The organism is Mycobacterium paragordonae (assembly GCF_003614435.1).
Taxonomy (GTDB): Bacteria; Actinomycetota; Actinomycetes; order Mycobacteriales; family Mycobacteriaceae; genus Mycobacterium; species Mycobacterium paragordonae.
The window spans coordinates 5984520-6006872 of the sequence record NZ_CP025546.1; the positions used below are offsets into that span (position 1 = coordinate 5984520).

The 22353-nt window shown below is 67.0% G+C and carries 23 protein-coding genes; 14 read left to right on the forward strand and 9 right to left on the reverse strand.

Translation table 11 applies throughout. The features are described 5' to 3' along the window. Window positions 1–38: 38 nt before the first annotated feature. From C0J29_RS26720 to C0J29_RS26735, 4 genes are all read right to left on the reverse strand, one after another. Window positions 39–656: an Rv0804 family intramembrane glutamic endopeptidase gene (locus C0J29_RS26720; protein WP_197748255.1), complete on the reverse strand. Its 618-nt coding sequence runs from the start codon at window positions 654–656 to the stop codon at window positions 39–41. Then, window positions 644–2908 (reverse strand): phosphoribosylformylglycinamidine synthase subunit PurL, encoded by a 2265-nt coding sequence (gene purL / locus C0J29_RS26725; RefSeq protein ID WP_120794065.1) that lies wholly within the window; start codon window positions 2906–2908, stop codon window positions 644–646. Before purL ends, C0J29_RS26720 begins: the two co-directional genes overlap by 13 nt. A gap of 95 nt (window positions 2909–3003) precedes the next feature. Continuing rightward, window positions 3004–3351 (reverse strand): VOC family protein, encoded by a 348-nt coding sequence (locus C0J29_RS26730; protein WP_120794066.1) that lies wholly within the window; start codon window positions 3349–3351, stop codon window positions 3004–3006. A gap of 17 nt (window positions 3352–3368) precedes the next feature. Further along, complete coding sequence (locus tag C0J29_RS26735) at window positions 3369–4643, reverse strand: M18 family aminopeptidase (RefSeq protein ID WP_120794067.1); 1275 nt, start codon at window positions 4641–4643, stop codon at window positions 3369–3371. A gap of 44 nt (window positions 4644–4687) precedes the next feature. On the opposite strand from C0J29_RS26735, the gene C0J29_RS26740 reads away from it, so the two are divergent. Genes C0J29_RS26740 through C0J29_RS26750 form a run of 3 tightly spaced genes read left to right on the forward strand, consistent with a single transcriptional unit; the run spans window position 4688 to window position 7258 of the window. Further along, window positions 4688–5713, forward strand: coding sequence for a Dyp-type peroxidase (locus C0J29_RS26740; RefSeq protein ID WP_162951558.1), 1026 nt, complete (start codon window positions 4688–4690; stop codon window positions 5711–5713). After that, the gene (locus C0J29_RS26745; RefSeq protein WP_065046992.1) at window positions 5710–6516 is read left to right on the forward strand and encodes a family 1 encapsulin nanocompartment shell protein; all 807 of its coding nucleotides are present in this window, start codon (window positions 5710–5712) and stop codon (window positions 6514–6516) included. The genes C0J29_RS26740 and C0J29_RS26745 overlap by 4 nt, the downstream gene beginning before the upstream one ends. 4 nt (window positions 6517–6520) lie before the next feature. After that, on the forward strand, window positions 6521–7258 hold the full coding sequence (locus C0J29_RS26750) for an SDR family NAD(P)-dependent oxidoreductase (RefSeq protein ID WP_308494759.1): 738 nt from the start codon (window positions 6521–6523) through the stop codon (window positions 7256–7258). On the opposite strand, the gene C0J29_RS26755 is transcribed toward C0J29_RS26750, so the two are convergent. After that, entirely contained in the window at window positions 7259–8941 is a 1683-nt protein-coding gene (locus C0J29_RS26755; RefSeq protein ID WP_120794069.1) for an MOSC and FAD-binding oxidoreductase domain-containing protein, read from the reverse strand. A 103-nt stretch (window positions 8942–9044) separates the two neighbouring features. On the opposite strand from C0J29_RS26755, the gene C0J29_RS26760 reads away from it, so the two are divergent. The 6 genes from C0J29_RS26760 to C0J29_RS26785 all read left to right on the forward strand — a co-directional run bounded on the left by C0J29_RS26760 (window position 9045) and on the right by C0J29_RS26785 (window position 15154). Next, entirely contained in the window at window positions 9045–9917 is an 873-nt protein-coding gene (locus tag C0J29_RS26760; RefSeq protein ID WP_065046986.1) for an alpha/beta fold hydrolase, read from the forward strand. Between the two features lie 57 nt (window positions 9918–9974). Next, window positions 9975–11312 carry a TetR/AcrR family transcriptional regulator gene (locus C0J29_RS26765; RefSeq protein WP_120794070.1) on the forward strand — a complete coding sequence of 446 codons (1338 nt, stop codon included), beginning with the start codon at window positions 9975–9977 and terminating at the stop codon, window positions 11310–11312. 88 nt (window positions 11313–11400) lie between these two features. Then, on the forward strand, window positions 11401–12459 hold the full coding sequence (locus C0J29_RS26770; protein WP_242460557.1) for a zinc-binding alcohol dehydrogenase family protein: 1059 nt from the start codon (window positions 11401–11403) through the stop codon (window positions 12457–12459). 18 nt (window positions 12460–12477) lie between these two features. Further along, entirely contained in the window at window positions 12478–13170 is a 693-nt protein-coding gene (locus C0J29_RS26775) for a haloacid dehalogenase type II (RefSeq protein ID WP_120794072.1), read from the forward strand. Between the two features lie 2 nt (window positions 13171–13172). After that, window positions 13173–14624 (forward strand): dihydrolipoyl dehydrogenase family protein, encoded by a 1452-nt coding sequence (locus C0J29_RS26780; RefSeq protein WP_120794073.1) that lies wholly within the window; start codon window positions 13173–13175, stop codon window positions 14622–14624. A 59-nt stretch (window positions 14625–14683) separates the two neighbouring features. Beyond that, window positions 14684–15154, forward strand: coding sequence for a cupin domain-containing protein (locus C0J29_RS26785; protein ID WP_120794074.1), 471 nt, complete (start codon window positions 14684–14686; stop codon window positions 15152–15154). A gap of 7 nt (window positions 15155–15161) precedes the next feature. Here C0J29_RS26785 and C0J29_RS26790 read toward each other — a convergent pair whose 3' ends face one another. Continuing rightward, complete coding sequence (locus C0J29_RS26790) at window positions 15162–15560, reverse strand: VOC family protein (protein WP_120794075.1); 399 nt, start codon at window positions 15558–15560, stop codon at window positions 15162–15164. A 52-nt stretch (window positions 15561–15612) separates the two neighbouring features. Between C0J29_RS26790 and C0J29_RS26795 the strand changes: the two genes are divergently transcribed. The 3 genes from C0J29_RS26795 (at window position 15613) to C0J29_RS26805 (ending at window position 17986) form a co-directional block, all read left to right on the forward strand. Beyond that, window positions 15613–16419: an Rv0792c family HTH-type transcriptional regulator gene (locus tag C0J29_RS26795; protein ID WP_120794076.1), complete on the forward strand. Its 807-nt coding sequence runs from the start codon at window positions 15613–15615 to the stop codon at window positions 16417–16419. Between the two features lie 3 nt (window positions 16420–16422). Then, the gene (locus C0J29_RS26800; protein WP_120794077.1) at window positions 16423–17424 is read left to right on the forward strand and encodes a TIGR03619 family F420-dependent LLM class oxidoreductase; all 1002 of its coding nucleotides are present in this window, start codon (window positions 16423–16425) and stop codon (window positions 17422–17424) included. A 91-nt stretch (window positions 17425–17515) separates the two neighbouring features. Continuing rightward, entirely contained in the window at window positions 17516–17986 is a 471-nt protein-coding gene (locus C0J29_RS26805; RefSeq protein ID WP_240744065.1) for a hypothetical protein, read from the forward strand. Here the strand turns inward: C0J29_RS26805 and C0J29_RS26810 are convergent. Beyond that, complete coding sequence (locus C0J29_RS26810) at window positions 17983–19068, reverse strand: NAD-dependent epimerase/dehydratase family protein (protein WP_120794079.1); 1086 nt, start codon at window positions 19066–19068, stop codon at window positions 17983–17985. The genes C0J29_RS26805 and C0J29_RS26810 overlap by 4 nt on opposite strands. 137 nt (window positions 19069–19205) lie before the next feature. Here C0J29_RS26810 and C0J29_RS26815 point away from each other — a divergent pair, with 137 nt between their 5' ends. Together C0J29_RS26815 and C0J29_RS26820 are read left to right on the forward strand one after the other, a co-directional pair. Next, window positions 19206–20012 carry a lysophospholipid acyltransferase family protein gene (locus tag C0J29_RS26815; RefSeq protein WP_120794080.1) on the forward strand — a complete coding sequence of 269 codons (807 nt, stop codon included), beginning with the start codon at window positions 19206–19208 and terminating at the stop codon, window positions 20010–20012. Between the two features lie 10 nt (window positions 20013–20022). Beyond that, window positions 20023–21420, forward strand: coding sequence for a WS/DGAT/MGAT family O-acyltransferase (locus C0J29_RS26820; protein WP_120794081.1), 1398 nt, complete (start codon window positions 20023–20025; stop codon window positions 21418–21420). A gap of 4 nt (window positions 21421–21424) precedes the next feature. On the opposite strand, the gene purQ is transcribed toward C0J29_RS26820, so the two are convergent. Together purQ and purS are read right to left on the reverse strand one after the other, a co-directional pair. Further along, complete coding sequence (gene purQ / locus C0J29_RS26825; protein ID WP_065162390.1) at window positions 21425–22099, reverse strand: phosphoribosylformylglycinamidine synthase subunit PurQ; 675 nt, start codon at window positions 22097–22099, stop codon at window positions 21425–21427. Then, window positions 22096–22335: a phosphoribosylformylglycinamidine synthase subunit PurS gene (gene purS, locus C0J29_RS26830; RefSeq protein WP_055581507.1), complete on the reverse strand. Its 240-nt coding sequence runs from the start codon at window positions 22333–22335 to the stop codon at window positions 22096–22098. The genes purQ and purS overlap by 4 nt, the downstream gene beginning before the upstream one ends. Window positions 22336–22353 lie beyond the last annotated feature (18 nt).

Genomic DNA, 22353 nt, shown 5'->3' on the forward strand with positions numbered 1-22353 from the left:
CAGTTCGCGCGCCGTGTGAGCCGTTCCACTTCCGGCTCTCAACGACGGCCCTGCACGAACACCACAGCCACGGCAGCCGCCTCGTTGATGGCCAGGTGCACCAGGATGGGCGCCGCCAGGCTTCCGCTGCGCTCGGCCAGCCAGCCGAACACCCAGCCCGCCAAGCCGGTGACCACCACGATCGGCAGCAGCGGCTCACCCAGCGCACGCGCGTCGGCGAGGTGCGACAAACCGAATGCGCCGGCCTGCAGCAGCCGCCCGCCCGTGACGCCGAAGCCCTGCGCGGCCGTGCTGCCCAGCGCCCCGCGGAAGGCGGCCTCCTCGGCCCACACGGTGCCGACCGGAATCTGCCAACCCAGCCAGCCTGGCACCGACGCGGGCACCTCGCGCGCCGACATCGACAGGCGCACCTTCGGAACCGGCGTCGTCCCCAAAATGGTGGCGGTCACGAGCGCCGCTACCGTCGAGCCCAGTCGCAATCCGGTCCACACCTGTGGTGGGCGAAACCCCAACGGCGCGCGCGTCATCAACGCCAGCAGGCTGCCGGCGGCGGCCTGCACCGGTGTTCGGTACGCCGGCGGTAACCGCGGACTGACAAAGCTCCAGCCCACCAGAGCGGCGGCCAAACCCAGTGCGCGAAGCCTTAACCGAAGAATCGCGGCAGCACCGCCTCGGACGTGTCCCGCAACTCGGCCAGCGACACCGTGAACAGCCCCTGCACCTCCACCGCGCCAGACTCCTGATCCACGACGCCGATGCGGGCGGCCGGCAGTCCCCGCGCCTCACACATGGACCGGAACCGGCTCTCCTCGGTGCGCGGCACCGCGACCAGCGCCCGCCCGGCGGACTCGGAGAACAGCGTCACGAAGGGGTCGGCACCCTCGGGAAGCACGATGCGACAACCCGTTTCACCGGCGAGGGCCGATTCCACGATCGCCTGCGCCAGGCCGCCCTCGGACAAGTCGTGCGCGGCGGTGATGAGCCCGTCGCGCGAGCCGGCGGCAAGCACCTCGGCCAGCAGCTTCTCGCGCTGCAGATCGACGGCCGGCGGTAGCCCACCCAGATGATCGGCGGTCACCTGAGCCCAGATCGAACCGTCGAATTCGTCGCGGGTGTCGCCGAGCAGCAGCAGACTTTCCCCCGGTTCGGTGCCCAAGCCGGTCGGAATGCGCCGGCCCACGTCGTCGATCACTCCCAGCACCCCGACCACCGGCGTCGGCAGGATCGCCGACGACCCGGTCTGGTTGTAGAAACTGACATTGCCGCCGGTGACCGGAATGCCCAGCGCCGCACAGCCATCCGCCAGCCCACGCACCGCCTGGGAGAACTGCCACATCACGCCCGGGTCCTCCGGCGAGCCGAAGTTGAGGCAGTTGGTCACCGCGACCGGGGTGGCGCCGGTGACGGCCACGTTGCGGTAAGCCTCGGCGAGCGCGAGCTGCGCACCGGTATAGGGATCCAGCTTGGTGTAGCGCCCCGAGGCGTCGGTGGACAGCGCGATGCCCCGGCCCGTCGCCTCGTCGATGCGCAACACACCGCCGTCGGCGTGCTCGGCCAGCACGGTGTTGCCGCGCACGTACCGGTCGTACTGCTCGGTGATCAACGCGCGGCTGCACAGATGCGGACTGTCAAGCAGCGCAAGCAGAGTCGCACGCAGTTCGTCCCCGGAGGCCGGCCGGGGCAACTTCTTCGACGAGTCCGCGTTCAACGCGTCCTGCGTGTCGGGCCGGGCGACCGGACGCTCATACACCGGTCCCTCGTGGGCCACCGTGCGCGGCGGCACGTCGACCACGGTCTCGCCGTGCCAGGTGATGCGGAGCCGGTCGCCGTCGGTGACCTCACCGATGACGGTGGCCAGCACCTCCCACTTGCGGCACACCGCCATGAAGGCCTCGACGTTCTCCGGCGCGACCACCGCGCACATCCGCTCCTGCGACTCGCTGCACAGGATCTCGGCGGGGGTCATCTCCTTGGCGCGCAGCGGCACCGTGTCCAGGTCGATCGCCATGCCGCCGTCCCCGGCGGACGCCAACTCCGATGTGGCACAGGACAATCCAGCGCCGCCGAGGTCCTGGATGCCGATCACCAGGCCGCCGGAATACAGCTCGAGACAACACTCGATGAGCACCTTCTCCATGAAGGGGTCCCCGACCTGCACCGACGGCAGCTTCTTGCGGGAATTCTCGGCGTCAAAGGTGTCCGAGGCCAGCACCGAAACCCCACCGATGCCGTCCAGGCCGGTGCGCGCCCCGAACAGGATGATCTTGTTGCCGGTGCCGGAGGCAAACGCCAGATGCAGGTCCTCCTGCCGTAATACGCCGACGCACAACGCATTCACCAACGGGTTGCCTGCGTAACAGGCGTCGAAGACCGTCTCGCCGCCGATGTTGGGCAGCCCGAGCGAGTTGCCGTAGCCGCCGATGCCGCGAACCACACCGTCGAGGACCCGGCGGGTGTCGGGCGCGTCGGCGGCGCCGAACCTTAGCTGGTCCATCACCGCGACCGGCCGCGCACCCATCGCCATGATGTCGCGGACGATCCCGCCGACGCCGGTGGCCGCCCCCTGGTAGGGCTCCACGTACGAGGGGTGGTTGTGCGATTCCACTTTGAAGGTGACCGCCCACCCGTCACCGATGTCGACGACGCCCGCGTTCTCGCCGATGCCGGCCAGCATCCCGGTCCGCATCTCGTCGGTGGTGGTCTCACCGAAATACCGAAGGTGAACCTTGGACGACTTGTACGAGCAGTGCTCGCTCCACATCACCGAATACATCGCCAGCTCGGTGTCGGTGGGCCGGCGCCCGAGAATCTCGCGAATCCGCTGATACTCGTCGTCCTTGAGGCCCAACTCGTGAAACGGCTGCGCGTGGTCGGGGCTGTTCGCGGCGTGCTCGACGGTGTCAGTCACGTGGGGGCTCGTCACGGACCACAGTCTAGGTTCCCGCCGGAAAACCAGCTGACTTCGACCGCTGGCGGGGTTGAGTACCGCTGGCCGGGGTTGAGTCAGGTACCCGCCACGCAGAACTGGTTGCCCTCCGGATCGGCGAGCACCACCCAGTGGAAGTTGTCGCCGAAGCTGTGCCGTTCTATCTCACTGGCACCGGCCGCGGTCAGTCTGGCAACCTCGGCTTCCATGTCCTCGGCGCCGAAGTCCAGGTGCACGCGGTTCTTCCCGGGGGTCGGGTCGGCCACCTTCTGAAAAGCCAACCGAGGCCCCTCGTCGCGCATCACGGCGATGAATTCTCCGGGCATCAACTCGTGCGTCTGTCCGCCGAATTGTTCTGCCCACCAGCCGGCCAGCGTCGCCGGGTCGGTGCAGTCGAACGTGACCATCTCCACTTTGAGTGCCATGGCTTCTGTATAGCCCTTTATTCGGGCGCGAGAAACGCCTGCAGAGCAGCCGCATACGCGGCGACATCGTGCGCGCCCATCAATTCCCGCGCGGAGTGCATGGCCAGTTGGGCGGCGCCGACGTCGACCGTCGGGATGCCGGTTCGCGCCGAGGCCATCGGCCCGATCGTCGAGCCGCACGGGAGGTCCGCCCGATGCTCGTAACGCTGCAGCGGCACCCCCGCCTGCTCGCAGGCGACGGCGAAGGCCGCGGCGGTACGTCCGTCGGTGGCGTACCGAAGATTGGGGTGCACCTTGAGCACCGGACCTCCATTGACCGCGATCTGGTGTCCCGGCTCGTGGCGCTCCGGGTAGTTGGGGTGCGTGGCATGCGCCATGTCGGCGGACGCGAGCAACGAGGCGGGCAGTAACCGCAGAAAGTCTTCGCGGGTGCCGCCGCCGGCCAGCACGATCCGTTCCAGAACGGTGCCCAGCAGGTTGGACTGCGCGCCGTGGTCGGAGGTCGAGCCGACCTCTTCGTGATCGAACAGCACCAGCACCGGCTGGACTCCGGCCGGCGCCGCGTCTAGGGACAGGTCGAGGGCCAGCAGGGCTTCCAGTCCCGCGTAGCAGCTCGCCTGGTTGTCCAGCCGCGGCGCGCTCAGCAGGCTGTCGTCGGCGCCGACCACGGTCGAGGGCGTCAGGTCGTGCGTCATCAGGTCGGCCGATAGCACGTCGTCCGGGGCCACTCCCGCCTGCTCGGCGACGTAACCCACAAACGACTCGGCCGCGTCACCGGCCCCCCGGACCGCGTTGAGGTGTCGTTGCGGATCCAGCGTCAGCGACTTGCGATCCTCAGCCAGATGGATGGCCAGCTGCGGAACCCGCAGGATCGGCTCGTCGATCCGGACCAGCCGATGACTGATCCCGCTACCGTCACGCACAGACAACCGCCCACTGATGCCCAGGTCGCGGTCCAGCCACGAATTCAGCCAGGCGCCCCCGTAGGGCTCCAGCGCCACCACTTTCCAGCCGGCGACGCATCGGTCCGGGTGCTGCTTGACCCGCAGGTTGGGGCTGTCGGTGTGCGCGCCGACGATCCGGAACGGCGTCAGGCCGGCCTGCGCACTCCAGGCGACCAACGACCCGGCGCGCACGGTGAAGTAGCGGCCCGGCTGTTCGGGCCAGCGATCGAGCTCGCTGAGTTCGGTGTATCCGGCATCGCGCAACCGCGTCGCCGCCGTGGCACAGGCATGGAACGGCGACGGGGACGCATCAATGAATTCACCCAGGCCCGAGGCGGTGGCCACCATACAGAGAGGTTAAGCACCGGCCGCCGCACAAGAGAGTTAGGGTCTTGCCTGTGCCCGCTGTTCAGCCGCAGCCCATACTGGCGCCGTTGACGCCAGCCGCGATCTTTCTGGTGGCCACCATCAATGACGGTGGCGAGGAGGCGGTCCACGCCGCGCTGCCCGACATCTCCGGTTTGGTGCGGGCGATCGGCTTCCGTGACCCGACCAAGAGGCTCTCGGCGATCACCTCGATCGGATCCGACGCCTGGGACCGGTTGTTCTCCGGCCCGCGGCCCGCGGAGTTGCATCCGTTCACCGAGTTGACCGGCCCGCGCCACTCCGCGCCCGCGACGCCCGGCGACCTGCTGTTCCACCTTCGCGCGGAGTCCATGGATGTGTGCTTCGAACTGGCCGGGCGCATCGTCAAGGCGATGGCCGGTGCGGTGACGGTGGTCGACGAGGTGCACGGCTTCCGTTTCTTCGACAACCGCGACCTGCTGGGTTTCGTCGACGGCACCGAGAACCCGGACGGCCCGATCGCCGTGAGCGCCTCCGCAATCGGCGACGAGGACCCCGACTTCGCCGGCTCCTGCTATGTGCACGTGCAGAAATACGTGCACGATATGACGTCCTGGGATTCGCTGTCGGTCACCGAGCAGGAGCGGGTGATCGGGCGGACCAAGTTGGAAGACATCGAACTCGGCGACGACGTCAAGCCGTCCAACTCGCACATCGCGCTGAATGTGATCACCGACGAAGACGGCACCGAGCTCAAGATCGTGCGGCACAATATGCCCTTCGGCGAGGTGGGCAAGGGCGAGTACGGCACCTACTTCATCGGTTACTCGCGCACACCCACGGTGACCGAACGTCTGCTGCGCAACATGTTTCTCGGCGATCCACCCGGCAACACCGACCGGGTCCTCGACTTCTCGACCGCCGTCACCGGCGGGCTGTTCTTCTCTCCCACCGTCGACTTTCTCGACGACCCACCGGCGTTGCCGCAATCCCCCGCGCCGGCTGCGGCCGCGCCTTCGACCTCGCATGACGGCTCACTCTCGATCGGCAGCCTGAAAGGAACCTCCCGATGAACAATCTGTACCGCGACCTGGCGCCGATCACCGAATCCGCCTGGGCGGAAATCGAAGTGGAGGCGGCACGGACTTTCAAGCGGCACATCGCCGGTCGCCGGGTCGTCGACGTCAGTGAGCCCGGCGGTCCGGTGGCGGCTGCCGTCAGCACGGGACGGCTGATCGACCTGGAATCGCCGACCGACGGCGTCATCGCCCACCTGCGCGACAGCCGTCCGCTGGTGCGACTGCGCGTGCCGTTCACCTTGTCCCGCAACGAAATTGACGACGTCGAGCGCGGCTCCAACGACTCGGACTGGGAGCCGGTCAAGGTAGCCGCCAAGAAGCTGGCATTCGTCGAGGACCGCGGCATCTTCGAGGGATATGCCCCGGCGTCGATCCAGGGCATCCGCAGCTGCAGTTCGAACCCTCCGCTGACCCTGCCCGACGACCCGCGCGACATCCCCGACGTGATCACCCAGGCCCTGACCGAACTGCGGTTGGCCGGCGTCGACGGCCCCTATTCGGTGCTGTTGTCGGCCGACACGTACACCAAGGTCAGTGAGACCACCGAACACGGCTATCCGATCCTCGAACACCTGAACCGGTTGGTCGACGGCGACATCATCTGGGCGCCGGCCATCGACGGCGCGTTCGTATTGACCACTCGCGGTGGTGATTTCGACCTGCAACTGGGCACCGACGTATCGATCGGCTACCTCAGCCACGACGCCGACACCGTGCAGCTCTATCTGCAGGAGACCCTGACGTTCCTGTGCTACACCGCCGAGGCATCGGTCGCGCTGACTCCCCCCGGAGACTGAGCGCATGACGATGTTCGGCGGCTACACGGCCCTGGTCACCGGCGCCACTTCCGGAATCGGCCGCGCCATCGCGCTGCAGCTCGCGCAGCGCGGGGCCGAGGTGGTGGTGCACGGGCGCAATGCGGAACGCGGCGGCCAGGTGGTGCGAGAGATCGAAAGTGGCGGAGGCAGGGCACGATTCGTCGCCGCCGAGCTCAACCATGTCGGCCAGGTGCGGCGACTGGCCGCCGAGGCCGGTGACGTGGACATCCTCATCAACAACGCCGGCGTCTTCATATTCGGTGACACGGTCGACACCGAGGATGACGTCTTCGATGAACACGTGAACGTCAACATGCGTGCCCCGTACATCCTGGTGCAGGAACTGGCACCGGGCATGGCCGCACGCGGACGCGGTGCGATCGTCAATATCAGCACGCTTGCCGCCTCGGCCCCGAAACGCAAAGGCGGGATCTACGGCGCCACCAAGGCCGGCCTGGAACTGCTGACCAAGGTGTGGGCGGACGAATTCGGTGAGTCCGGCGTGCGGGTCAACGCCGTGGCGGCCGGCCCCACCGACACTCCCGGAACCGAGGCCACGCCCGGCCTGCTGGAGAAGCTGGCCGGAGTCACCGCACTGCGCCGGATCGCCGGCGCGAGCGAAATCGCCGGCGCGGTGGTCTTTCTCGTCTCGCCGGACGCCAGTTACGTGAACGGCTCAATCTTCAACGTCACCGGCGGCGAGACGTCGTTCGCCCGGTAGCTACAGGTCCAGCACCAGGTCGCTCGCCGGGGCGGCCGAGCAGACGAGCACCTCGCCGGGTCCGGGCGACTCCAAGGGGGGCTGGATATAGGTCGTCGTTCCCGCGACCACGCTGGTGACGCAGACGTGGCATACCCCGCTGCGGCACGAGAAACGCGTTGGCACGTCACATGCTTCGGCGATCTCCAGGATCGAGCCGTACCGCGTTGACCAGTTGACCGTCAACCCGCTGCGGGCGAAGGTGATGGCCGGCCCGGCGCCGGGTTCGCCGGCCGGTTGGTGCGGGGGCCGGGCCGCCGCGGTGACGACGCCAGGGTTGATCGCCGACCGGGCACCGAAGAGTTCGCTGTGAATACGGCCGGGGTCGAATCCGAGTGTGGTCAGCGCGGCCCGCATATCGGTCATGAATGGCGTTGGACCGCAGAGGTATACGGCGCCATTGACGGGCAGGCCCAGTTCCGCGATCGTCTGCCGGTCGAGCCGACCCTGCGTTTCGGTGTAGAAGACGTGCCGGATCGCGTGCGGCATATCCGCGATCAGCTCATCGACCTCCGCGACGAACGCCTCGGAGTCGCGGTTGCGGGTGGTGTGCAGCCACCAGACGTCCCTGCCGCCGGCGGACAGCGCATGCAGCATGGCCAGCACCGGCGTCGCTCCGATGCCCGCCGACATCAACACCACCGGTTTGTTGTCGTCTTCGGTGAGGTAGAAATCACCCCGGGGGGCGGCGGCCTCGACCACGACACCGGGCTCGATGTGGCTGTGCAACCAACGGCTTACCGCACCGTGTTCCTCGCGTTTGACGCTGATGCGGTAATCCGCGGCGCGGGGATCACCGGACAGGGAGTAGCTGCGCACCTGCGCCGGATCCCCGGGTATTCGCACCGTCAGGTACTGACCGGGCAGCGCCGGCGGCAACGGGGTGTCGTCGTCGGAGGTCATCCAGATCGACAGGACGGCGGGCGTTTCCCGTTTGGTAGCCGTCACTCGCAGTCGGCGGAAACCGCTCGGCGCCGTCCCGGCCGGGGTAGTCGCGCCCTGATGTGCGGCCAGCATCTCGGTGAAGGATTGTTGCCATCCGGGGCTCAGCTCGGGGACGTCCACGATCATGCGCAGCTGCTCGAGGTTGCGGCCCGGCAGGTAGAGCAGCGCGTCGACGTCGGCGACGCTGAGTTCGTGCCGTCCGCGTCGGGTTCGCTCGATGTCGTCGCCGGCCCGCACCCTCCCCTCCCTGATGACGCGGCAGTAGAAGCCTGGCCGACGTTGCGAGACAAGCAGATTCGGCATGCGTGGCTCGCTGAGGCGCATTCCGACCCGGAAACAGGTGACGCGCGGTTGGGTGACCTCGAACTCGGCGTCGCCGATGCGGTAGCGGTCTCCGATGCACACTTCGTCGTCAGGCAGCCCGGACACCGTGAAGTTCTCCCCGAAGTGACCGGGCACCAGATCCTCACGGTGCAGGTAATCGCGCCAGAAGTCGTAGGACTCGGTCTGATACACCAGCACCGCGCGCTGTTCGCCGCCGTGACCACCGAGATCGCCCTGGCCGTCACCGTCAATGTTGAGGCGGCGCACCATGACCGGCCCGTCGACCGGCGTCTTCCAGATTCCGGTGTGCACCGCCTTGGCATGCCATTGCACGTCCCTGGGCATGCCTACGTTGACCGAGACCAGCTTGCCCATCGGTGCCTCCCTCATGGCCTGTCGCCACGGTTGACCCTAGCGCCGCCGGCCGGATCTGTGCATAATGGGTTACATAACCCAAAATATCATTCAGAAGACCGCCATGCCGACCGTTCACCATCGTTATGCCAACGTCGACGGTCACCGCCTGTTCTACCGCGAGGCCGGCGATCGACGTTCGCCCACGGTTGTTCTCCTGCACGGGTTTCCAACCAGCTCGTTCATGTTTCGCAACCTCATCCCGGAACTCGCCGACCGCTTCCACGTCGTGGCCCCCGACCACCTGGGCTTCGGACTGTCCGACGCGCCGTCCGTCCACGAATTCGACTACACCTTCGACGCACTGACCGATCTGACCGCCGGGTTACTGAGCGGCCTGGGCATCGACCGGTACGCCCTGTACGTGCAGGACTACGGCGCACCCATCGGGTGGCGCCTGGCGCTGCGCGACCCGTCCGCGATCACCGCGATCGTCAGCCAGAACGGCAATGGTTATGACGCCGGTTTCGTCGAGGACTTCTGGAAGACGGTGTGGGCCTACCAGGACGACCCGACGGCCGAGAGCGAGGCCGCGGTGCGGCAGTTCCTCACTCTGGACGCGACCCGCTGGCAATACCTGACCGGCGTGCCCGATGAGACGCTGGTAGACCCGGAGTGCTGGCATCACGATTTTGCGCTGATCTCCCGGCCGGGCAATGATCTGGTGCAGCTCAAGCTGTTTCGCGACTATGCGACCAACGCCCCGCTGTACCCCCGGCTGCACGAGTATTTCCGCGCATCCGGCGTTCCGTTGCTGGCAGTCTGGGGCCGCGGCGATGAGATTTTCGGCCCGGCCGGCGCAACGGCTTTCACCACGGATCTGCCGCAGGCCGAAGTCCATCTGCTCGACGGCGGCCACTTCCTCCTGGAGTCGGCGCACGCGGAGGTCGCTGAACTGTGCCGCACCTTCCTGGCCGGGCAACGGATGGCCGCGTGACGCGGTCAATGGGCTGAATATCCCAAACTGCGGCCGGTGGCGGGTTAGCCTGGCGCGATGGCCGATCCGGACGTCGAACAGAGGCTGACCGCCAAGGGGCGTGCCACCCGCGACCGGATCGTGCTGGCGACCGCCGAATTGATCGTCGCCGAGGGCCTGGCGGCGTTCAACATGGACAACGTACGCAAGGCCGCGTCGGTGAGCGGTTCCCAACTGGCGCACTACTTCACCGACAAGCGAGCCTTGATCCGGGCGGTCATCAGCCGGCAGATCGGCGTCGTGCTGGACTTCCATCGCCAACCGAAGCTGGGCAACCTGGACACCTTCGACGATTACGAGCGCTGGCTGGATCTCAACATGCGCTACCTGCGTCGCATCAAATACACGGGCACGCCCACGTATCACACTCTCGCCGCACAACTGGCCAAGTCCGATGACTCAACACGCGAGGCTCTGGCCGCCGGTTACCTGCAGTGGATCACGCTGTTCGAGGAAGCGATCCAGCGGATGAAGGACAACGGGGTGCTGATCGCCGCGGCGCAACCACGCGCGCTGGCATCGGTGATCGTGTGCGCTCATCAAGGCGGCGGCACCCTTGCCTTCACCTATCGGGCGGAATGGCCGCACGCGGATGCGACCCGGTTCGCCGTCAACTATCTGCGCATGTTCGCCACCGACCCGGCCGAACGAGCGCCCCGACCGCCCCGACGTGCCCGCGTCCAGCGGACACAAGGAGCGTCACAGGACCAAACCGCCCCGCGGCTCACCCAGAAGGGACTGGCCACGCGATCCCGCATCGTCGACACCGCCGCCGTTCTGGTCTTCGAACGCGGGGTGGCCAACACCAGCATCGACGAGGTGCGCACCCGCGCCGAGGTGAGCGGATCGCAGATCACGCACTATTTTCGGGACAAACGCGATCTCATCCGTCAGGTCATTGCCACCCGCCGCCAAGACGTCCAAACGTTTCACGCCCAGGACCGCATGGGCGCGCTGGACAACGTCGATGCCCTGCGCGCGTGGGCCGACGCCTGTATCGCCGACGTGGACACCGTCTACCGGCTCGGCGGGTGTGTGTACGGGTCATTGGCCGGCGAACTGATCGACGCGGACAGCGAGATTCATGACGACGTCGCCCGCGGTTACGACGAATGGATCGAAATCTTCACAGCCGGACTGACTTCCATGCGCCGACGAGGCGATCTTCGCCCCGACGCCGACCCACGGCACTTGGCAGCGTCGTTGGTCATCGCCCACCAGGGCGGCGCGATGATCACGCACGCAACCGGTCAGGCAGAGCCGATGCGCGCCGCGATCACTGCGGCGGTTGACTATGTGTGTTCGTTTGCCACGGACGCCGAACCCCGGCCCGCGCGGCGCCGCGTCAAAACCTGATACCCCGGGGCGTCTCGACTTTATGGGATGCTCCGCCCATAATAATGGGAGATATAGCCCAGTTGACTTGGACTTGGGGGAGACACCGATGGACACCCTCGCGCGGGAGACGAGCGCATTACCTACAGCACCGGCCGTAGTACGCGAGACGCGCGGCGAACAGACCATGCGCGCAATCATTTTGGAGAAGTTCGGCGGACTCGACAGTCTGGCGTACACCGATATCCCCAAGCCGCTGCCCGAGGACGGCGAGGTGGTGATCGAAGTGAAGGGTTTCGGCATCAACCACGCCGAGCTGCATATGCGGCGCGGCGAATGGGCAGAGGCCGCCGAAGTCAGCGGCATCGAATGCGTCGGCACCGTCGATGCCTGCCCAGGCGGAGAGTTTCCGGTCGGTGCGAAAGTGGCGGCGCTGATGGGCGGCCTGGGCCGGACGATCAACGGCAGCTACGCCGAATACACGCGCGTGCGCGCGGCTAACGTCGCGCTGATCGAATCCGACCTGCCGTGGTCTCAATTGGCGGCGCTGCCCGAGACGTATGCGACGGCCTGGACCTGCCTGTTCCGCAACCTCGACCTGAAGGCCGGACAGCGGCTGCTCATCCGCGGTGCGACATCGTCTTTCGGCCAGGCGGCGCTGAAGATGGCGGTCGCCGCTCAGGCTCACGTCATCGCCACGACGCGCAGCCGCGAACGGGTCCCCATGCTGGAAGGACTCGGCGCCGCTCGTGTCGAGCTGGAGAGAACCGACCTGGCCGCCCACCTCCCGGAATCCAAACAACTGGACGCCGTGCTCGACCTGGTGGGCAATAGCACCATTCTCGACTCTCTCGACATGCTGCGCCGCGGCGGCACGGCCTGCCTCGCCGGATGGCTGGGCGGCCTGGACCCCATCGGTGACTTCAATCCCCTGCTGCGTATGGCCAGTGGCGTGAACCTGAACTTCTTCGGCAGCTTCGTCTTCGGCACCCCGGGCTTCCCCGTTTCCGACGTGCCCCTGCAGGGCATTGCGAAACAGGTTGCCGACGGCGAACTCGACGCGAAACCGTCGCGGGTTTTCTCCTTCGATGAGATTCACGAGGCGCACCGTGTCATGGAGGCCGGACAGGCCGGCGGCAAGATGGTAGTGGTCATGGATCGTGGTTGACGCGGAGGAGGCTGATCGGTGGCCACACCACGCGTGCTTGTTTTCGATGTGAACGAGACTCTGCTCGATATCGAATCGATGGCGCCGTTGTTCGACGAACTATTCGGTGACCGACGGGTGTTGCGAGAATGGTTCAACCAACTCGTCCTGTATTCGATGACGGCAACACTGTCCGACAGCTACGTCGACTTCGCGACGCTCGCCGGCGGGGTGTTACGGATGCTGGCCGACATCCACCACGCCCACGTCACCGATGACGACGTCGCCCGTCTCACCGTAGGTTTGCGCACCATGCCCGGCTACCCGGATACGGTCGATGGACTCCGGGAGCTGCGCGACAACGGCTTTCGGCTCGTCACCCTGACGAATTCTCCCCACCCGCCGGGTGTTCCCACCGCTCTGGAAAACGCCGGGCTCGCAAAGTTTTTCGAACAGCGCTTCACGGTCGATGCCTGCCAGGCGTTCAAGCCCGCACCCTCGGTTTACCGATACGTGTGCCGCGAACTGGACGTGGCACCCGCCGATTGCCTGATGGTCGCGTCGCACGTGTGGGATCTGTTGGGCGCCCGGAACGTCGGTTTCGGCACGGCGCTGATCACCCGGCCCGGCAACGCACCGCTACCGATCGACACGCTGCCACAACCAGATTTCGTGGCCCGCGACCTGCCCGAGCTTGCCCGACTGCTGCACCCAGCGAAAGGAACCAACTGACCATGCCTGTAGGCGAATTTGACGTTGTGGTGCTTGGCGCCGGCCCGGTCGGGCAGAACGCTGCCGATCGGGCCCGCGCCGCGGGACTGAGCGTGGCGGTCGTCGAACGCGAACTCGTCGGGGGCGAATGCTCGTACTGGGCCTGCGTCCCGAGCAAGGCGCTGCTGCGTCCCGTCCTCGCCGTCGCCGACGCCCGGCGAGTGGACGGCGCACGCGAGGCGGTCACCGGTCAGATCGATGCCGCCGGCGTGTTCGGCCGCCGCGACCGCTACGTGACCGACTGGGACGACACCGGCCAGGCCGACTGGGTGGATGGCATCGGCGCAACGCTGATCCGTGGTCACGGACGGTTGGACGGCCCGCGACGAGTCACGGTCACCACCGCGAGCGGGGAGCAGGTCACTCTGGAAGCACGGCACGCGGTCGTCATCTGCACCGGCACCGGCCCGGCGCTCCCCGATCTGCCCGGAATCAGCGAAGCCAATCCGTGGACCAACCGGCAGGCCACCGACAGCAGTTCGGTCCCGGGCCGGCTCGCGGTCGTCGGTGCCGGTGGTGTGGGTGTCGAAATGGCGACGGCCTGGCAAGGTTTGGGCTCGGCGGTGACCTTGCTGGTTCGGGGTTCTCAGCTGCTGCCGCGAATGGAACCGTTCGTCGGCGACCTCGTCGGGCAAGGACTGGCGGCGGCAGGCGTCGATGTGCGCCTGGGCGTTTCAGTCCGCGAGCTGAGGCGGCCGGACCCGGAAGGCCCGATAGGCCTGACCCTCGACGACGGCACCGACTTGGAGGTCGACGAAATTCTGTTCGCCACCGGGCGGGTGCCGTTGACGGCCGACATCGGTTTGGAATCAATCGGATTGACCCCGGGCAGCTGGCTCGAGGTAGACGACACCTGCCGGGTGACAGCCGTCGGCGACGGCTGGCTCTACGCCGCCGGCGACGTCAATCACCGGGCGCTGCTGACCCATCAGGGCAAGTACCAGGCCCGCATTGCCGGTGCGGCCATCGGCGCCCGCGCCGCCGGGAAGCCCCTCGACACCACGCCGTGGGGTGAACACGCAACCACCGCCGACCATCACGCCGTACCGCAGGCATTCTTCACCGACCCCGAAGCGGCCGCCGTCGGACTGACCGCCGAGCAAGCCGCTCAGAAAGGCCACCGCGCCAAGATCATCGACGTCGAGATCGGCGATGTGGTGACCGGAGCGAAGCTGTTCGCCGACGGATACACCGGCCGGGCCCGCATGGTGGTGGACGTCGATACCCGACACGTACTCGGCGTGACCCTGGTGGGCCCCGGGGTTACCGAGCTGCTGCACGCGGCCACCATCGCCGTCGCGGGCCAGGTCCCTGTCGAGCGGTTGTGGCACGCCGTGCCGTGCTTTCCGACGATCAGTGAACTGTGGCTGAGACTGCTTGAAGGCTATCGCGATTCGTTTGTCGTCTTGGTCTGATGGAAGTGGTCTGATGGAAGTGGTCTGATGGAAGTCGCGGTCTGACAGAAGGAGCCCCGATGGACGGATTCCACCCTGACTTCGACGCCGGCGCCACCGCACCCTCCGACGCCTGCGGGGTTGACGAACGCCGCAAGCGCGTTCACCACATCCGGGCCTCCGAACTCGACGCGGATACCGCCCAGACCGACGGGCTGCAACGCTTCGCCGCCATCAGCGGCAAATCCGTGGGCGCGCAGCAGCTCTGGATGGGCGAGACGTACATCGAACCGGACACGGCGTCGGGCAATCACCACCACGGTGAGTCCGAGACGGCGATCTATGTGCGAAGTGGCCACCCGGAGTTCGTCTTTCACGATGGCGTACAGGAAGTGCGCATCAAGACCGAGCCCGGTGACTACATCTTCGTCCCGCCGTTCGTGCCGCACCGGGAGGAAAACCCGGACCCGGCCACTCCGGCCGAGGTGGTCATCGCCCGCAACAGCCAGGAGGCGATTGTGGTGAACCTGCCGGAGCTCTATCCCCTGTGAGAGGCGCTCAGTACACGGCTATCTCGATCAGATTGCCGTCGATGTCTCGGCAGTAGTGCGATGTCATCGGCCCTAGCGCGCCGGTTCGTGTCACCGGCCCCGCCACGATGTCGACGCCACACGCGACGAGGTGCGCCCGCACCTCTTCAGGAGTCGTGCGGGTGATCAGGCACAGGTCTTCCGAGCCCGCCGCTTCGACCGAACCGGTGACCCAGTCAGGATCGTCGGCGAGCGCGCCGATTGGGCGCAGGTTGATCTTCTGGTCGCCGAAGCGCAGCGCGGTTCTGCTGGATTCGCCGAACGTCTCGCGCGTCATGCCCAGAACCCGCTCGTACCACTGCGCGGTGGCCTGGACATCGCGGCAGTTGATCACCACATGGTCGAAGCGCTCGACGACGAAGCCCACCCGACCATTACAGCACTTGACGTCGATGCCATAAGACGTTTTAATACGTCCTATGACATCTGCCGATCCGCGGTTAGACCTCGACGCCGCCGACCTCCGGATCTCGCGAGGCAGCGTGCCGGCGACCACCCAACTCGCGGAGGCCCTGAAAGCACAGATCGTGGCGCAACGGCTACCCGAGGGCGGCCGGTTACCCAGCGAAAAGGAATTGATCGATCGAACCGGATTGAGCCGGGTGACCGTGCGCGCGGCGGTCGGGATGCTCGAGAACCAGGGGTGGCTGATTCGGCGCCAGGGACTGGGCACCTTCGTCGCCGAACCCGTCAAGCAAGAACTCTCCCGCGGCGTCCGCACCATCACCGAGGTGCTCTCCGACTCGGGTATCACCCCGCAGGTGGATGTGCTCTCTCAGGAGATTATCGCCGCGCCGCAACGGATTTCCGACATCCTCGGTGCACCGGAAGTGCTGTGCGTGGTTCGGCTCTTCCGCACCAACGAGCAACCGCTGGCCGTCGTCACCGCATACCTCCCCACGCGCCTGGGGCCGGCCGTCGAGCCGTTACTGAAAGGCATGCCGGCAACCGAGACCACGTACACGATGTGGGAGCGGTTGGGCGTGCACATCGGTCGTGCCGGCTACGAGATTCATGCGGCGGGGGCTTCGGATGAGATCGCCACTGCGCTGGACCTCCCGGCCGGCGCACCCGTCCTCGTAGTCGACCGGATCACCTACACCGAAGACGACAAACCTCTCGAAGTCGTGGTCTTCCACCATCGCCCAGAGCGGTACCGGTTCTCCGTCACATTGCCGCGAAATCTCGACGGCCCAGGTGCCGGCATCATCGAAAGTGGGTACTGACCAATGACTTCCGGCACTCGATTCGGCCTCATCCTGGCGCTGACCGTCAACGGCCTGGCAGTGAGCGCCTATCCCGACATGGTCGCCGTCTCGCATAAGGCAGAGCGTTACGACTTCGATTCGGTATGGCTGTGCGACCACTTCCTCACGATCAGTCCCGACGACTACGTCAAAGACGCCGGCATCAGCGGTGAATCGAGCGGCGCGGAGTCCAGCGCACCTCCCACCTCACTTCCGTTGCTGGAGTGCTGGACCGCACTCAGCGCGCTGGCGCGGGACACCACCCGGCTGCGCCTGGGCACCAGCGTGCTGTGCAACTCCTACCGCCACCCGTCGGTGCTGGCGAAGATGGCCGCGACGCTCGACGTCATCTCCGAAGGTCGCCTCGATCTCGGGCTGGGCGCCGGTTGGTTCCAGCGTGAGTTCGACGCTTACGGGATCCCGTTTCCGCCTGTGCGCGAACGAGTCTCGGCACTGGCCGAGTCGCTCGAGGTGATGAAGGCGGTGTGGACGCAGCCCAATCCCAGCTACGCGGGCCAGTTCTACACCTTGAACGGCGCCATCTGCGATCCACCTCCGGTCCAGCGGCCCCATCCGCCGTTGTGGATCGGCGGGGAGGGCGATCGCGTGCAACGGATCGCCGCCCGGTCGGCCCATGGTCTCAACGTGCGGTGGTGGTCGGCTCAACAGGTGAGCGAGCGTCGCGACTTTCTGAACCGGGCCTGCGAGTCGGCGGGCCGGGACCCGGCAACGCTGCGCATGTCGGTCACGGTGCTGCTGGCGCCCACCGGCTCCGCCGAACAGGAGACACGCATCCGCTCCGAGTTCGCGTCCATCCCCGATTCGGGGCTGATCACTGGATCGCCCGAGCGCTGCATCGAGCGCATCATGGAGTACCAACGCTGCGGCATCGACCAGTTTCTCGTCACGATTCCGCACGTCGTGGAGTCCGAGTATCTCGACATCGTCGGCAGCGAAATCATTCCGCGGATTCCCGCCGCGTGAGCCGAGTCGCTCAGCGAATTCTCAACTGATTCTTCGGATTTCCTGGCCCGGACGCAAGGCTCCACATAGCCGGGCACCGGAGCATGGGACCATGTCTGAGCCCATGGGCGAGCCGCTGAACACCAATCTGATCGAACGCTACCTGTGCACCCGGGCGCGGCGTTACTTCCGCGGCCGGCACGATGGCGAGTTCTTCTTCGTCCTCAACACCGCCCTGCGCCTGCATGTTCATCTCGAAATCCCACCTCTGCACCCCGACGTGTTCACGATCCGGGTCACCCCCGCGTGCTTCTTCGCCGCCTCCGAACACGCGCGGTTGGCCGACCTGGCCGGCAGCTGGAACGAGCAGCACCGCGACGTCACCGCGATCGTGCACGGATCGTCCGACCCGCAGCGCATCGGCGTCACGGCCGAGCAGTCCCGGTGGATCGGTGAGCGGGTGCGCTTCGACGATCTCGCGGCGTTCGCGGACCGCGCTACCGCGGCCGCGATCGATCTCTTCAGCCGGATGACCCTGGCCGCGGATCTAGCCACGCCGCCGCTGTTGCTCGACGCAAGCTAGCCCAAACGGCCGGTCAGCACCCGGTCAGGCCGCGGCTCACCGAGCTTGGCGCGGATGGCGCCCCACGGGTCGGCGTGGCACCCGGGCGCATCGCGGTAGGCCGCCCGGCCGGCGAGTAGCCGCCGCACGACGGGCGCCACCAATTTCATCGGGTATCGCCGCCAGCCGGTCGCCGCGCGCATTTCAGCGAGCATGTCCGGCCACGGATGACGCTGGAACGACAGCAGCTGTTGCGCGCGAGTGGTGTCCATCCAGTCGGTGACGAACCAATCCTCGTCGCTGTCCGGGTCACCGGGCCGGCCGACGGGCAGGACGTTGTCGAGGCCGCGGGTGGCCGCCAGTGCGGCGCCGACCTCGCCCTGCCGCAGCATGTGCGACTCATCCCCGGCGACGAGCAGGATCTCGCCGACCACCTGATCGCTGGTCGTCGCGGTGGCGAACGCGTTCGCCACGTCGCGCACGTCCACGCTGTGCATCCGCCCGTCGACGGGCAGGGCGCTCTCGAAGAACAGCGCGTCGACGGTGAAGGGCATCGCGCCGGGTTCGACGCTCATCACCCCACCGAGGCGCAGAATCACCCAGTCCAGCCCCGAGAGCCGCACATGGTGTTCGGCCTCGGCCTTGTGTGCGCCGTACAGATCGGAGGGGGTGAGCGGCGTCTGCGCCGTCAGCAGACCCTGGTGGCGGTGCGGGTTGCGGGCCCCGTGCACGGCGTTGCTCGAGGCCTGAATGAAACGGGGCGGCCGCCGGCAGGACTCGGCGGCCCGCAGCAGCGACACCGTGGCGTCGACGTTGACCAGCCGCGCCAGTTCCGGCTGCCCGTAGATCACCGGCGGGATGACCGCGGCCAGATGAATGATGACCGTCGGCTCGGCCCCGATGACCAGACCGGCCACCGCGTCGGGGTCCGTGAGGTCCGCCCAGCGCGCCTCGACGCCCTCGGGCAGCGATCTGGCGGCGCGGCGGTGTGCCGCGGTGCCCAGATCCGCGGCGACCACCCGGTGGCCGCGAGCGGCCAGCTGCCGCACCGTCTGCGTTCCAACCAGTCCGAAAGCCCCGGTGACAAGCACTGTTTCGGTCATTTTCGCTCCTGAACTCGCGCCGTGTGCGGTATGCCACATCTACTGATAATGACATTCTCTTATTCTGAGATTAACATATCCTCTATAGACGTAGAGAGCGCCGACAGAGTAATCCGCCTCACAGAAAGCCGGGGAGTATGAACGCCACCAATAGCGACGAGCGCGAGATCGCCAAGTGGGATCCCGCCTTCACCAAACAGGTCATCGACACGGTCGCGCCCGCGGTCAGGCTCTGGCACCGCGCCGAAGTGCGACACCTCGACAACCTGCCGGCGGCCGGGGGCGCGCTGGTGGTGTCCAACCATTCCGGGGGCATGTTCACCCCGGATGTGTTCATCTTCTCGCCGGCGTACTACGACGCCTTCGACTACGACCGGCCGGTCTACACCCTGGGTCACTACGGCCTGTTCATGGGCCCGATGGACGGCTGGCTGCGCCGACTGGGGGTGATCGAGGCGAGCCGGGAGAACGCCGCGGCGGCGCTGCATTCCGGCGCGGTAGTGCTGGTCTTTCCCGGCGGTGACTACGACTCCTACCGGCCCACGCTGGGTGCCAACACCGTCGACTTCAACGGCCGCACCGGCTATGTCAGAACGGCGATCGAAGCCGGAGTGCCGATTGTGCCGACGGTGTCAATCGGCGCCCAGGAGACCCAGTTGTTCCTCACCCGAGGCAACTGGCTGGCCCGCAAGTTGGGTCTGACCAAGGCCCGGATGGACATTCTTCCGGTGAGCTTCGGGTTCCCGTTCGGACTGAGCGTGCTGTTTCCGCCGAACGTGCCACTGCCGGCGAAGGTGGTCACCGAGGTGCTGGAGCCGATCGACGTGGTGGCCCGGTTCGGCGACGATCCCGACGTCGCCGAGGTCGACGAGTACGTGCGCTCGGTCATGCAGGCCGCGCTGGACCGGCTGGCCGGGCAGCGCCGACTGCCGATTCTGGGATAGCGGGTGTGACATGAAGAGACTCAACGGTATGGACGCGATGCTGCTCTACAGCGAGACGCCCAACCTGCACACCCACACCTTGAAGGTGTTCGTCATCGACGCGACGACAGCTCCCGCCGACGGCGACTTCGGTTTCGAGGCTTTCCGGCAGCACCTGCTCAACCGGTTGCGCCTGCTGGAGCCGTTGCGCTACCGGCTCATTGAGGTTCCGTGGCGGCTGGACCACCCGGTCTGGCAGGAGAACTGCGAAGTCGACCTGGACTACCACCTGCGGCGGGTTCGGGTCCCGGCGCCGGGCGGACGCCGGGAGCTGGACGAGGTGATCGGCGAAATCGCCTCCACGCCTTTGGATCGCAGCCGACCGTTGTGGGAGTTTCACTTCGCCGAAGGGCTGGCCGGCGGCCGGTGCGCGGTCATCGGCAAGGTGCACCATGCGCTGGCCGACGGCATCGCATCGGCGAACCTGCTCGCCCGCCTGCTGGATCTCACCGAGGTGACTTCCGTCGAGCCCGAAACCGATTGCCCGGCAGCGACATCCGCCAGGCTGATGCTGACGGCGGTGCGCAGCCAGCTGCGACGGTTGCTGGCGTTGCCGGGACTCATCAGGGATGCGGCGGTCGGCTTCGGCCGGGTGCGCCGTCGCGACCGGGAGCGCGGCCCGCAACCCGATCTGGCCACGCCGTTCGACGCCCCGCCCACGTTTCTCAACCACGTGGTGTCACCTGAGCGCCGATTCGCCAGCGCCACAATGCCGTTGGGGGATGTCAAGGCCACCGCCGCCGACCTGGGGGTGACCGTCAACGATCTGATCCTGTCGATCGCCGCCGGTGGATTGCGGAGACTGTTGGTCAAATACGAAGGGGGCGCTGAGCGCCCGATCATCGCGTCGGTGCCGACGGCCACGGACAAGTCCGACCGGGTGACCGGCAACGAGATCAGCGGCCTGTCCATCTCGTTGCCGGTGCACATCGCCGATCCGGTCGAGCGGGTGCGTCTGGTGGCGCTGGCGACCCGGATCGCAAAGGAAGACCACGAAGTCCTCGGCCCCCGGCTGTACGGGCGCTTCATGGAGTACCTGCCCGCCCCGTTGGCCCCGGCCCTGTTCAGCTGGCTGGGCCGCCGCGAAGAACCGAATAGGATCATGAATGTGGCGGTTTCCAGCGTGATCGGGCCGCGCACCCGGGGCTTCGTGGGCGGCGCTGCGGTCACGGAGATCTATTCGACGGGAGTGCTCTCCCCTGGCGCTCCGGTCAACATCACCGTGTGGAGCTACGCGGACCGCCTGGGCATCGCGGTGCTGACCGACGACCAGACGTTCGACGATCCGCATGACGCGACCGACGCGCTGAGCGTGGCGTTCGATGAATTACGCAGCGCCGCAGCACCGTACGCCAGCTTGTCGGCCTGACCGGTCAGGCAGTGAGAACGGCGTCGAGCGCCGAGTAGAACAGTCCCAGACCGTCGTCGGAGGGACCGGTCAGGGCTTCGATGGCGTGCTCGGGGTGCGGCATCAAGCCCACCACGCGTCCGTTGGCCGAGCTGATGCCGGCGATGTCGTGCAGGGAGCCGTTGATGTTCTCGCGGTAGCGGAACACCACCCGTCCGTCGCCTTCGAGTTGTTCGAGCACCTGCTTGGGTGCGACGTAGCGGCCCTCGCCGGACTTCAAGGGGATCAGCAGGTCGGCGTCGGACTCGAAACGCGATGTCCACGCGGTCGAGGTGGACGAGACGCTCAGCCAGACGTCGCGGCAGACGAAGTGCAGCCCGATATTGCGCGTCAGGGCACCCGGGAGCAGACCCGCCTCGCAGAGCACCTGAAAGCCGTTGCAGATGCCCAGCACCGGCATGCCGCGGCCCGCTGCGGCGACCACTTCCCCCATCACCGGCGCGAACCTGGCGATGGCGCCGGCGCGCAGGTAGTCACCGTAGGAGAAGCCGCCGGGGACCACCACGGCGTCGACGCTTTTGAGGTCGGCGTCGGCGTGCCACAGGCTGACCGCCTCGGCGCCCACCATGCGTGCCGCTCGCGCGGCATCGACGTCGTCGAGGGTGCCCGGAAAGGTGATGATGCCGATCCGTGCCGTCACTGCGGGTCCCGGCTGATGGTCCAGTCCTCGATCACCGTGTTCGCCAGCAGCGATTCCGCGATCTCGGCGAGCTGAGAGTCATCCACGGTGTCGTCGACTTCCAACTCAAATCGCTTGCCCTGACGGACATCTGAGATTCCGGGATGCCCCAGCCGCCCCAGCGCACCGACAATCGCCTGACCTTGCGGGTCAAGAATCTCTGCTTTGGGCATCACATGCACGACCACCCGGGCCACTGCGTTCCTCCTCGGCTC

Coding starts and splice junctions, on each gene's coding strand:
- C0J29_RS26730 (WP_120794066.1), bottom strand. CDS start 3,351: ATGGCACTCAAAGTGGAGATGGTCACGTTCGACTGCACCGACCCGGCG.
- C0J29_RS26735 (WP_120794067.1), bottom strand. CDS start 4,643: ATGGTGGCCACCGCCTCGGGCCTGGGTGAATTCATTGATGCGTCCCCG.
- C0J29_RS26745 (WP_065046992.1), top strand. CDS start 5,710: ATGAACAATCTGTACCGCGACCTGGCGCCGATCACCGAATCCGCCTGG.
- C0J29_RS26750 (WP_308494759.1), top strand. CDS start 6,521: ATGACGATGTTCGGCGGCTACACGGCCCTGGTCACCGGCGCCACTTCC.
- C0J29_RS26755 (WP_120794069.1), bottom strand. CDS start 8,941: ATGGGCAAGCTGGTCTCGGTCAACGTAGGCATGCCCAGGGACGTGCAA.
- C0J29_RS26760 (WP_065046986.1), top strand. CDS start 9,045: ATGCCGACCGTTCACCATCGTTATGCCAACGTCGACGGTCACCGCCTG.
- C0J29_RS26765 (WP_120794070.1), top strand. CDS start 9,975: ATGGCCGATCCGGACGTCGAACAGAGGCTGACCGCCAAGGGGCGTGCC.
- C0J29_RS26770 (WP_242460557.1), top strand. CDS start 11,401: ATGGACACCCTCGCGCGGGAGACGAGCGCATTACCTACAGCACCGGCC.
- C0J29_RS26780 (WP_120794073.1), top strand. CDS start 13,173: ATGCCTGTAGGCGAATTTGACGTTGTGGTGCTTGGCGCCGGCCCGGTC.
- C0J29_RS26785 (WP_120794074.1), top strand. CDS start 14,684: ATGGACGGATTCCACCCTGACTTCGACGCCGGCGCCACCGCACCCTCC.
- C0J29_RS26795 (WP_120794076.1), top strand. CDS start 15,613: ATGACATCTGCCGATCCGCGGTTAGACCTCGACGCCGCCGACCTCCGG.
- C0J29_RS26800 (WP_120794077.1), top strand. CDS start 16,423: ATGACTTCCGGCACTCGATTCGGCCTCATCCTGGCGCTGACCGTCAAC.
- C0J29_RS26805 (WP_240744065.1), top strand. CDS start 17,516: ATGTCTGAGCCCATGGGCGAGCCGCTGAACACCAATCTGATCGAACGC.
- C0J29_RS26810 (WP_120794079.1), bottom strand. CDS start 19,068: ATGACCGAAACAGTGCTTGTCACCGGGGCTTTCGGACTGGTTGGAACG.
- C0J29_RS26815 (WP_120794080.1), top strand. CDS start 19,206: ATGAACGCCACCAATAGCGACGAGCGCGAGATCGCCAAGTGGGATCCC.
- C0J29_RS26820 (WP_120794081.1), top strand. CDS start 20,023: ATGAAGAGACTCAACGGTATGGACGCGATGCTGCTCTACAGCGAGACG.